We start from the raw sequence: 11083 nt of genomic DNA, 5'->3' as shown, positions 1-11083 counted from the left end.
AGGAAAAGGCTAAAGATCTAAAGGATAAGACGGTTAAGAAAACAAAGGAAGTTAAAGAGTCAGCGGTAAAGAAGACAAAAGAGGTTAAAGAGAAAATTTCTGAGTGAGGGGGTCTCCCCCCTCAGCTAAGTAGAGGTTTGTTTTATGCTCCAGCAAAAAGGTCGTTTAGTGCCTCGCTTGTGCTTGGGTGAGTAAAAATTTGATTCTTAAACACATCGGCTTTTGCTTTAAGTTGCATAACAATAGCCATCTCGTTAATTAGCTCGTGAGCATTTTCGCAGTGAAATGCCGCACCTAAAATTTCTCTACTCTCTTGATCTATAATAGCCTTTAAAAAGCCAGTTTCTTTGCCTAAAATTTTAGCATTTGGTACTGATGATAGTGGTATTTTTAGTACTTTAGCGTTTTTGGTCATCTTTTCACTGACGCCAACTTTTGCTAGCGGAGTATCGGTAAAAAGTACATTTGCGTGTATGGTTCGGTTTTTTGTCGAACGAGACTTATTGCCAAAAAGATGAGAAAAGACTATCCTAAAATCATCAAGCGATATATAGGTAAAAAGTTCGCCACCCTTGGCGTCCCCAACAGCGTAAATATCGGCATTTGTTGTTTGTAAAAACTCATTTACGACTATCTCTTCGCGCTCATTTGTGCTAACGCTAGCAGCTTTTAAATTTAGCTCCTTAGTATTTGGCACTCTTCCAGTAGCAAACAAAAAGGCATCGGCTTTTATTGTTATCTCTTCATTTTTGCAAGAGCATATCATGGTATCATCTTGCACACTTTTTGGGATGGTTGATAGTAAAATTTCTATCCCTTGTGCATTTAAAGCTTGTTTTATGCTATCCCTTATATCGTCGTCTTCATCTGGTAAAAACTCATCTTTTCGAACCAAAATGCTAACCTTAGAGCCAAAATTTGCATACATAGAGGCAAATTCCAAGCCTATAAAGCCACTTCCTACTACCACTAAATGTTTTGGTAGCTCAGACAGCGACAAAAGCTCTTTGCTTGTATAAATTTTGTCTGAGTTTGCTAAAATTTCAGGCTTTTTATCTATTGAGCCAGTGTTTATTATGATTTTATCAGCAGTTAAAGTTAGGGTTTCTTTGTTGCTTTTAACAACTTTTATCGTTTTGCTATCTAAAAAACTCGCCTCTCCATCAATGATATCTATGTTTTCTTTATCATTTAACATCGCATAATTTTTGGCTCTTAGGGTTGCTATAAGCGTATCTTTTTTGCTCATTGCCTCTTTAAAATATGCTTTTTTGTCTGTATGAAATTTTGCCTCTTTTGAAAGCATTATCAGCTTTTTGCTAGGTATGCAGCCTATATTTATGCAAGTTCCGCCATACATTTGTGGATTTTTCTCGATTAACGCGACTTTTTTGCCAAGCTCTACTGCTTTTGCTGCCAGAGTTTTTCCAGCCTTGCCAAATCCAATAATAATCAGGTCATATTTCATTTTAAGCCTTTGTAGATAAAAATATTGCTAAATTATAATGATAAAAATCAAATGTGAGATAAATTTGGATAAAATTTTTAAAAGAGACTCCGAGCATTTACGCTCGGAGATTTAGAATTATTTTTGTGATTGGATAAAGTCAGCTACAGCTTCGATATCTGCGTCGCTAAGTGGTGTAGCGATAGGCTTCATCATAGCACCCATACCGTATTTGTTTGCGCCAGTTTTGTAGCTTTTTATGCCAGCTACGATGTCATCTTTTGAAAGTGAAGTAAGAGCTGGAACTTTGTTGTTAAAAACTTTCTCAGCTTTTGCACCATGACAGGCAACGCATTTTTTATAAATAGTCGCACCATCAGCAGCAAAAACACCAGTTGCAAGCATAGCTGCAACACCAGAAACGATAAATAACTTTTTCATTTTACATCCTTTGTGAAAAATTCAAGGACTATTATATTATAAAAAAGGTAAATGAAAGTTTTTCTTTTATTGGTAAATAAATTTTTTTATGTATAATATCATCATGAAACAAAACAAAGCACTTTTTTTAGATAGAGATGGCGTTATAAATGAAGATCATGGCTATGTTTATAAAGTTGAAGACTTTAAATTTATAGACGGAGTTTTTGAAGTTTTGCGTGAATTTAGCGCGCTTGGCTATATGTTGGTGGTCGTGACAAATCAGTCTGGTATCGGGCGTGGATACTATACTCTTGAAGACTTTTATAATCTTACAAAACACATGCTAAAAGCCTTTGAAAAAGAGGGGATAGAAATTTCAAAAGTCTACTTTTGTCCGCATGCTCCAGAAGAGGAGTGCGAGTGTCGCAAACCAAAACCAAAGATGATAACTGACGCGGCTGCTGAGCTAAATATTAATCTAAAAGATAGTATAATGATAGGCGACAAACAAAGTGACATCAAGGCTGCACAAAACGCTTGCGTGGGGCAAAGCTACTTGCTTGATGGCATAAATTTCACAAGCGTGAAAGATGTTTATGAAAAGATAAAAAGTAAAGGTTTGATATGAATTTTAATAAAAAACGCATAGTGATAACTGGTGGTGCTGGCTTTATAGGTTCGGCACTGGCTCACCATTTTGATGAGCATTACCCAGAAGCAAGCGTGCTTGTGGTTGATAAATTTAGGAATGATGATGTTTTTAGTAATGGAAATTTAAAATCATTTGGTCATTTTAAAAATTTGCTTGGCTTTAAAGGTGAGGTTTTTGCTGGAGATATAAATAGCAAAAAAACGCTTGAAAAGATAGAATGCTTTAAGCCAGAGATAATTTTTCATGAAGCAGCGATCTCAGATACAACGGTAAAAGAGCAAGACGAGCTTATAAAAACAAATGTAAATGCCTTTGTGGATCTGCTTGAAATTTGCCAAAAGTATGATATAAAGATGGTTTATGCTAGCTCTGGTGCGACTTACGGAAATGCAAAAAGTCCGCAAAAAGTCGGCGAATGCGAAGCCCCAAACAATGCTTATGGATTTTCAAAGCTTGCTATGGATAATATCGGTCGCAAGTATGCACAGCAGGGTGTTCATGTGGTTGGACTAAGGTATTTTAATGTTTATGGAAAGGGTGAGTTTTTTAAAAACAAAACGGCTTCGATGGTGCTTCAGTTTGGTTTGCAAATTTTAGCTGGTAAAACACCACGCCTTTTTGAGGGTAGCGACAATATAAAACGAGATTTTGTTTACATCAAAGACATAATAGACGCAAATCTAAAAGCCGTTAGTGCTAAAAGTGGTGTTTACAACGCAGCTACAGGAACGGCAAGAAGCTTTCAGGATATAGCTGATATATTACAAAAAGAACTCGGCACAAATTTAGGCAACGAATACATTCCAAACCCATTTGTTGGGTCATATCAGTTTCACACAGAGGCTGACATGTCGGTGACAAAGGCGGGGCTTGGCTTTGAGAGTAAATGGAGTCTTGAGGATGGTGTGGCTGATTATATAGGCGAGATAAAGCGTATATTTAAGGAAGAGCTAAATGGCTAGCGATGTTAAAATTTTAGTTGTTGGTGATCTTATGCTAGATCACTACATTTGGGGAAGTTGTGATAGAATTTCACCCGAAGCACCAGTTCAAGTCGTAAAGATAAATAGCGAAACTTATAGGCTTGGCGGGGCTGGAAATGTCGTGGCAAATTTGCTCTCGCTTGGTGCAAAAGTAAGTGTGGCAAGTGTTGTCGGAGATGATAGCGTAGGTAATAATATAAAAAATATGCTAAATGACATCGGTGCAAAAACTAACTTACTAAAATTTGAAGATAGCCGCAAAAGCTCGATAAAAAGCCGAGTGATAGCGACCCATCAACAAGTTGTGCGCATAGATAGCGAAAGTGCCGAGCCTATAAAAGATAGTAAAAATTTTATAAAAGATATATGTGAGAATTTAGATCGTTTTAACGCTGTTTTGCTAAGTGATTATGGTAAGGGCGTGCTTATTAGCGATGTTTGTCAAGAGATAATCAAAAAATGCAAACAGATGCAAATCCCAGTTTTAGTTGATCCAAAGGGTAGTGATTATAAAAAATACAAAGGCGCAACGCTTCTTACGCCAAATAAAAAAGAGGCAAGCGAGGCTACTGGATTAAAAATAGATAGCGACGAAAAGCTTCTTATTGCCATAAAAAATCTAAAAGAAACGGCTGAGCTAAAGTACTCTATCATCACGATCTCAGAAGCTGGTATAGCGCTTTTTGATGATGAGTTAGAAATTTTTCCAGCTGAAGCCAAGGAAGTTTTTGATGTTACGGGCGCTGGAGATACGGTGCTAGCCACGCTTGGATATATGCTTGCAAGTGGTGCAAACATTAAAGAGGCGATAAAAATGGCAAATCTTGCAGCCGCGGTTGTTGTCGGTAAGATAGGCAGTGCTACGGCAAATTTTGCCGAGATAAATGAGCTTTTGCAAGATCGCGAAAGTATTCATTATGAAAAAAAGATAAAAAGCGCAGATGAGTTGGTTGAAATTTTTGCCCACAAGGAGAACAAAAAGATAGTCTTTACAAATGGCTGTTTTGATGTACTTCATGCAGGGCATACCAAGTACCTAGCAAAAGCTCGCAGTTTTGGGGATATACTGGTAGTTGGTCTAAATTCTGACACTTCGGTAAAAAGACTAAAAGGAGAAAGTCGTCCCGTAAATTCGCAAGATGACAGAGCTAGCGTGCTTGGTTCGCTTGGTTTTGTTGATTATGTTGTGATATTTGATGAGGATACTCCACTAAATTTAATAACAAAATTAAAGCCAGATGTGCTTGTAAAGGGTGCTGACTATGCTGGTAAAGAGGTGGTTGGTAGCCAAATAGTAAAAGATGTGCGTCTTGTAGAGTTTGTAGATGGCAAGAGTACGACTAGCATTATAAAAAGGATAATAGATGCAAATAAATGAGATGATAAAAGCAGAAATTTTAGCCCATATAAATACCGCAAATAAAATGTCTTTGCTTGAAAATGATATAAAAAAAGCTTGTGAAATTGTGGTAGATACGCTAAAAAATGGCGGTAAAATTTTAATATGTGGTAATGGTGGTAGTGCGGCTGATGCGCAGCATTTTGCAGCAGAGCTTACTGGGCGATATAAAACCGAACGCCTAGCACTTCCTGCGATAGCACTTACGACCGATACTTCAGCACTTACGGCGATTGGAAATGACTATGGCTATGATATGGTTTTTGAGCGTCAGTTTCGTGCACTTGCAAAAAAAGGCGACCTGCTGATAGGAATTTCAACTAGCGGAAATAGTAAAAATGTTATAAACTCACTAAATGTCGCAAAAGAATTTGGTGTAAGAACTTTGGGGCTTTCAGGAAGAGATGGTGGCAATATGAATGAAATTTGCGAGCTAAATTTAGTGATGCCAAGCTCTGATACCCCACGCATTCAAGAGATGCATATCTTAGTTATCCACACTCTTTGTCAAGCAGTAGATAACGCATTCTAGGCTTATGAGCGCCACTTGGGCGCTCTTTTATCCTTTAAATTCAAATTCATCAGGGTGATCAAGCGCATATCTAAATTGTGTTAGATCGACCTTTTTATCCCAGATAGAAATTATCATACAACCAACAGCATTTCCGCATAGATTGCCTACGGCACGCATCTCTGACATAAATTTATCTACACCAAGAAGCACAGCTACTGTAACAACTGGAATGCCTGTTGAAGGTAGCGCGGCAAGTGTACCAGCAAGAACTATAAAGCCAGAGCCTGTAACTCCAACAGCGCCCTTGCTTGTTATCATTAGTACTATTAGTATACTAATAAGATGCTCAAAGCTTAGCGGTATATCAAATGCTTGCGCAAGAAATATTACACTAAGGCTTAGATAGATATTTGTGCAGTCAAGGTTAAATGAGTAGCCAGTTGGTATTATAAGTCCTACGGCACCGCGGTTTATGCCAGCTCTTTCAAGTTTTTGCATAAGTGGAGCGAGTGCAGTTTCTGAGGAACTTGTCGCAAAAACTACAAGTACCTCTTTTGATATAAAGCGCATAAATTTAAAGACATTGACCTTTGCAAAGTAGCATATAGCACCAAGCACACCAAATATAAAAAATAAGCTAGCCGCAGCCATGACAGCCAAAAGCTCTAGCATGCCAAGTAGCGAGCTAATGCCAAATTTTCCTATCAGATAAGCCATCGCAGAAAAGGCAGCTACTGGGCTAAAAAGCATCAATATGCTAAGTAGTTTTAATACATAGTGCTGGATAAACTCAAGTGGTTTTAAGAAAGCTTTTTTATGCTCGTGCTTCAAAAACGACAAGACTATCGCCACACAAAGAGCCATAAAAAGAACTTGCAAGGTATTTGAGTTTATAAAAGGTGTGATGGGGTCGCTAGGCACCGCACTTTTTAAGATAGACCACATAGAACCCACATCACGGTCAACATGTGTGTATTTATCAACGCTACTTGGGTCTAGTTTGGTGTAGTCTAAGTGCATTCCGTGACCTGGTCGCAAAATTTCACCAAATAAAATTCCCACTGCAAGCGCTATCGTACTTACTATCTCAAAATATATAAAAGCCTTAAGCCCGATAGAGCCTAGATCTTTTAGGCTCTCAAGCCCAACTATACCAGAGACTATGGTTAAAAAGATAATAGGGCCTATAAGAACTTTCAGTGCCTTGATAAAGTAGTCGATACCTGGCTTACTTGCTATGCCAAGCTCTGGCGCAACGATACCAACGATAATCCCAGCAATAATCGCAAAAACAACCCAAAACGCAAGGCTTGTTGCCAGTTTTAACCAGAAATTTTTCTGGGCTTGTGTCTGTTGCATGTTAGACCTTTATAAATTTTCTTTAACTTCCGCCGAAGTGATCTCATCGCCTGCACGGATAGCATCAAGAACTTTTAAGCTCTCTTCATCCACGCACTTTCCAAAAACTGTATGCACACCATCAAGATGTGGCTGTGCGCTATGACAGACGAAAAACTGCGATCCGCCAGTGTCTCTACCAGCGTGTGCCATACTCAGGCTTCCGCGTTCATGGCGGACATTTTGTTCGTCACACTCGCATAAAATTCTCCATCCTGGACCTCCGGTACCAGTACCGTGTGGGCAGCCGCCTTGTATAACAAAATTTGGGATAACTCTATGAAAATTTAGACCATTATAAAAGCCATTTTTTATAAGCTCAACAAAATTTGCCACCGTTTGTGGCGCCTCATCTGCAAAAAGCTCTAGATTTAAATCGCCCTTACTTGTGTGAAATACAGCAAATTTTGCCTTTTTTAGCTCATCTATATTTGGTTCATAAATTTTTAACTCATCAAATCTCATACACTTTCCTTTAAATTTATTCTATATTTGTATAAACAGCCTGCACATCGTCATCATCTTCTAGTTTGTCTAGTAAGCGTTCAATGTCTTGCATCTGCTCTTCACTTAAGCTTATGGTAGTTGTTGGGACATATTCTAGCGTGCCTTTTTTTAGCTCAAGACCCAACTTATCTATGCCTTCACTTAGGGTTCCAAAACTTGTATAATCCCCATAAAGTGTTACGCCTTCATCACCCTCATCAAGCTCTTCAAGACCAAAATCTATAAGTTCTAGCTCTAGCTCTTCAAGTTCCTGCGATGGCTTTGAAATTTCAAATACACTTTTTCTGCTAAACATAAAGCTTAGTGCGCCGCTTGGCAACACTTCGCCACCATTTTTGTTAAAGATAGCCTTTACATTTGCGACCGTTCTAGTTGGGTTGTCAGTAGCCGTTTCTACGATGATTTGCACGCCATGAGCTGCCTTACCATCGTAAAATATAGTCTTGATGTCTGCACTATCTTTGCCATTTGCTCGTTTAATTGCCGAGTCGATGTTGTCTTTTGGCATATTTTGCGCCTTTGCAGCAGCGATCGCGGCGCGAAGTTTTGGGTTCATATCAGGATCAGTGCCACCCTCTTTGGCTGCTACTGTGATGGCTTTTGCAAGCTTTGGAAAGACCTTGCTCATCTTGTCCCAGCGCGCTTCTTTAGCCGCTCTGCGATACTCAAATGCTCGTCCCATTTATATCCTTGTCGTGAAAAATTTTCTTGCTATTATACAAAAGGCTTACTTAAATTCTTCAGTTTTTTGGGCGTTTGTAAAAAATTTATGTTTTGGTTCTATAATTGCCAGATGATTTTACAAGCTCAAAAAACTGATGCAAAAACTTGCATTAAACTACTCAGACTTGCTATGGAGGATGCGGCTTTTTATCTTGCTGGCACCAGTGATGACGGACTTTGTAATGAAATTTTGTCTAAATTTTTTACAAGTGAAGTAAATCGCATAAGTTATAAAAATGTCTATGTATACAAAGAAAATGGCTCTGTAGTGGGTGCTATGTGTGTATATTTTGGTGGGGAGTTAGATATACTTGATACTGAAATTTTAGCAAATGCAAAAGCTTTAAATAGCAATCTTGTTCTTGCAAATGAGTGCGAATCAGATGAGTTTTACATCGATAGTATCGCTGTAGATGAGAAATTTAGAGGCAAGGGTATCGCTAGTAAACTTATATCACATGCATTTGTAATTGCAAAAGAGAAAAATCATAAAAAAGTCTCGCTCATTGTAGATGAGACAAAGCCCAAAACTTTAGCGTTTTATGAGAGTTTAGGTTTTAAAAATATTAGTAAAAAAGAAATTTACAAACACAGATACCATCATCTGATAAAGGAGATAATATGAAAAAATTTGAAGTTGCAAATGTACATTGTCAAAATTGTGCAAACACCATAAAAAACGCACTTGAAGATGATTTTGGAACTATTTTAGTTGATCTAAGTTGTGAGCCAAGAGTTGTGAGTGTGGAAATTTCAGATGATCGGGTTGAAAATTTTAAGAGCGAGCTTGATGATCTTGGATTTAGCGTTATAAAAGAGCTTTGATGAGCGAGCGAGTTAAGCTAAATATCGCTGGCATGAGCTGTGTAAACTGCTCAAATTCTATACAAAAGGCAGCTTTAAAAATACCAGGTGTTAGCGAGGCAAATGTCAGCTTTGCAAATGCCAGTGGAGAGTTTGTGATAGAGCGAACAGAGATCTTGCAAGAGCTTGAAGCAAAGATAAAAAAGCTTGGTTTTGAGATCGCAAAAGATATAGATGAGCTTGAGAGAAAACGAAGCGAGCATATAAAATCTTTGCGTGATAAATTTGCTTTTGGTGCAGTTTTAAGCGTTGCTATCATGGGCTTTGAGATGTTTGGCGAAAAAAATTTCATAAACTCTTTTATGATGATTATCTTGGCAGCTCTCGTAATGTTTTATAGCGGTAAGAGCTTTTTTACCCACGCTTTAGCTGCCTTAAAGAGCCGTAACTACGATATGAATGTACTTGTTGCGCTTGGAACAGGCAGTGCATTTTTATACTCGCTTTTTGTGTTTTTGTTTCCAAATGCTCTTGATAGTGAGCTAAATAATATGTATGTTTCAAGCTCAGCTATGATAATTACCTTTGTATTACTTGGTAAATTTTTAGAGGAGCGCTCAAAAGCAAAGGCTGGAGACTACATTAAAAATTTACTTAAATTTTCGCCAAAAACAGCACTTGTCATAAAGCCAGATGGGCAAAATGTTGAAGTTAGTGTAAGCGAGTTAAATGTAGGCGATATAGTTGTTGTTAAAAATGGATTTAATGTCCCAGTAGATGGGACTATCGTGCAAGGTGGCGCAGAGATAGACGCCTCTATGCTTACTGGCGAGAGTTTACCCGTTTATAAAGAGGTGGGGGATGTTGTTTTTGCTGGGACGCTAAACACAAATGGCTATATAAGCGTAAAAGTAGAGAAAAAAGCAGCACAAACCCTGCTTTCTCAAATCGTCATACTTTTAAATGACGCAAGTGCAAAAAAGATGCCTATCTCGCGTCTTGCTGATAGGGTCGCAAATATCTTTGTCCCAAGTGTAGTTGCTATAGCTGTGCTTACTTTTTTAGTTTGGTTTTTTATGGGCGCACATTTATCATATGCTATATCAAGTGCGATTTGCGTGCTGATAATCTCTTGCCCATGCGCACTTGGACTTGCGACTCCAATAGGCATAATCTCTGCGCTTGCATGCGGGGCTAAAAGCGGAATTTTGATTAAAAATCCCGAGGTCTTAGAGCTTATAAAAGATGTTAAATTCGCAGTTTTTGATAAGACTGGTACACTTAGTAAGGCTCAAATAAGCGTAGCAAGTCACACTTTAAGCGTCCCTGAATTTATGCAAATAGCAAGTATTGAGGCACTTAGCGAGCATCCTATATCAAAAGCTGTTGTGAAATTTGCCGAGCAAAACTACCAAAGAGTAAGAGCTGCTAGTGGTGAGTTTAGCAACATCGTAGGTCAGGGTATTAGCTATAAAGATGAAAGCGGGCTTATATTAGTTGGCAACGAAAAACTTTTAACACAAAATAATATTGCTTTAAGCGATGAGCAAAGGGCACAAATTTTAGCTGCTACAAGTGGCGGAAGTGGTGTTGTACTTTGCGCTATAAATGATAAATTTGTTGGTTTTATAAGCATAAGTGATGAGATTAGAGATGAGAGCAAGAGTGTTATATCACAACTTAAAGCATATGGCGTAACTACTGTCATGCTCTCTGGGGATAATGAAAATGTAGTGAGCTCTGTTGGCTTGAAGCTTGGTGTTGATAAAACCTACGCAAACGCTATGCCGCATGAAAAACACGAAGTTATCAGTAAATTTAGCAAAGAGGGTAGGGTTCTTTTTGTTGGAGACGGCATAAATGACTCGCCATCTTTAAAGTCTGCTGATGTTGGCATAGCGATGAACTCGGGCTCAGACATAGCAAAGGCTGCTGGAGATATCGTTCTTATTAAAAACGACCTACAAGGCGTTTTAAGCTCTTTAAAGCTTGGAAAAAGCACCATAAGAACGATAAAAGAGAATCTTTTTTGGGCATTTATCTATAATATCATCTGTATCCCAGTCGCTGCAGGGGTTCTTTATCCAATGTTTGGCGTGCTTTTAAATCCAGTTTATGGAGCTTTGGCTATGTGTTTTAGCTCTGTGACGGTTGTGCTAAATTCGCTGAGGCTTCGCTTTTTAAAACTTTAAAACGGCAAAAATTCAGCAAAAATAGCTATAATTTTGCAAAA

Annotated in this window: 12 protein-coding genes; 7 read left to right on the top strand and 5 right to left on the bottom strand. The window is 38.3% G+C overall.

The genetic code is table 11. The annotated features are described in order from the left end of the window. Window positions 1-142: 142 nt before the first annotated feature. Both LQV35_RS04795 and LQV35_RS04790 read right to left on the bottom strand, forming a co-directional pair. Window positions 143-1468 carry a dihydrolipoyl dehydrogenase family protein gene (locus LQV35_RS04795; RefSeq protein WP_230056711.1) on the bottom strand — a complete coding sequence of 442 codons (1326 nt, stop codon included), beginning with the start codon at window positions 1466-1468 and terminating at the stop codon, window positions 143-145. Between the two features lie 117 nt (window positions 1469-1585). Further along, window positions 1586-1888, bottom strand: a complete 303-nt coding sequence (locus tag LQV35_RS04790; protein ID WP_230056710.1) for a c-type cytochrome — start codon at window positions 1886-1888, stop codon at window positions 1586-1588. 88 nt (window positions 1889-1976) lie between these two features. Between LQV35_RS04790 and gmhB the strand changes: the two genes are divergently transcribed. Genes gmhB through gmhA form a run of 4 tightly spaced genes read left to right on the top strand, consistent with a single transcriptional unit; the run spans window position 1977 to window position 5436 of the window. Then, on the top strand, window positions 1977-2498 hold the full coding sequence (gene gmhB, locus LQV35_RS04785; protein WP_230056709.1) for a D-glycero-beta-D-manno-heptose 1,7-bisphosphate 7-phosphatase: 522 nt from the start codon (window positions 1977-1979) through the stop codon (window positions 2496-2498). Beyond that, window positions 2495-3484, top strand: coding sequence for an ADP-glyceromanno-heptose 6-epimerase (rfaD, locus tag LQV35_RS04780; RefSeq protein ID WP_230056708.1), 990 nt, complete (start codon window positions 2495-2497; stop codon window positions 3482-3484). The genes gmhB and rfaD overlap by 4 nt, the downstream gene beginning before the upstream one ends. Beyond that, on the top strand, window positions 3477-4883 hold the full coding sequence (gene rfaE1, locus LQV35_RS04775) for a D-glycero-beta-D-manno-heptose-7-phosphate kinase (RefSeq protein WP_230056707.1): 1407 nt from the start codon (window positions 3477-3479) through the stop codon (window positions 4881-4883). Before rfaD ends, rfaE1 begins: the two co-directional genes overlap by 8 nt. Further along, entirely contained in the window at window positions 4870-5436 is a 567-nt protein-coding gene (gmhA, locus tag LQV35_RS04770) for a D-sedoheptulose 7-phosphate isomerase (protein ID WP_230056706.1), read from the top strand. Before rfaE1 ends, gmhA begins: the two co-directional genes overlap by 14 nt. A gap of 27 nt (window positions 5437-5463) precedes the next feature. Here the strand turns inward: gmhA and LQV35_RS04765 are convergent, their stop codons facing one another. The 3 genes from LQV35_RS04765 to LQV35_RS04755 are packed head-to-tail and all read right to left on the bottom strand — an operon-like array spanning window position 5464 to window position 8005. Then, complete coding sequence (locus LQV35_RS04765; RefSeq protein ID WP_230056705.1) at window positions 5464-6777, bottom strand: cation:dicarboxylate symporter family transporter; 1314 nt, start codon at window positions 6775-6777, stop codon at window positions 5464-5466. Window positions 6778-6786: 9 nt separating this feature from the next. After that, complete coding sequence (locus tag LQV35_RS04760; RefSeq protein WP_230056704.1) at window positions 6787-7281, bottom strand: peptidylprolyl isomerase; 495 nt, start codon at window positions 7279-7281, stop codon at window positions 6787-6789. Between the two features lie 16 nt (window positions 7282-7297). Continuing rightward, on the bottom strand, window positions 7298-8005 hold the full coding sequence (locus tag LQV35_RS04755) for a YebC/PmpR family DNA-binding transcriptional regulator (protein WP_230056703.1): 708 nt from the start codon (window positions 8003-8005) through the stop codon (window positions 7298-7300). Between the two features lie 87 nt (window positions 8006-8092). On the opposite strand from LQV35_RS04755, the gene LQV35_RS04750 reads away from it, so the two are divergent. The 3 genes from LQV35_RS04750 to LQV35_RS04740 are packed head-to-tail and all read left to right on the top strand — an operon-like array spanning window position 8093 to window position 11042. Further along, the gene (locus LQV35_RS04750; protein WP_230056702.1) at window positions 8093-8671 is read left to right on the top strand and encodes a GNAT family N-acetyltransferase; all 579 of its coding nucleotides are present in this window, start codon (window positions 8093-8095) and stop codon (window positions 8669-8671) included. Further along, entirely contained in the window at window positions 8668-8871 is a 204-nt protein-coding gene (locus tag LQV35_RS04745) for a heavy-metal-associated domain-containing protein (RefSeq protein WP_230056701.1), read from the top strand. The genes LQV35_RS04750 and LQV35_RS04745 overlap by 4 nt, the downstream gene beginning before the upstream one ends. After that, the gene (locus LQV35_RS04740) at window positions 8871-11042 is read left to right on the top strand and encodes a heavy metal translocating P-type ATPase (RefSeq protein WP_230056700.1); all 2172 of its coding nucleotides are present in this window, start codon (window positions 8871-8873) and stop codon (window positions 11040-11042) included. The genes LQV35_RS04745 and LQV35_RS04740 overlap by 1 nt, the downstream gene beginning before the upstream one ends. Window positions 11043-11083: the final 41 nt, after the last annotated feature.

The organism is Campylobacter suis (assembly GCF_905120475.1).
Lineage (GTDB): Bacteria > Campylobacterota > Campylobacteria > Campylobacterales > Campylobacteraceae > Campylobacter_A > Campylobacter_A suis.
This window is presented reverse-complemented; position numbering and strand designations above follow the sequence as displayed.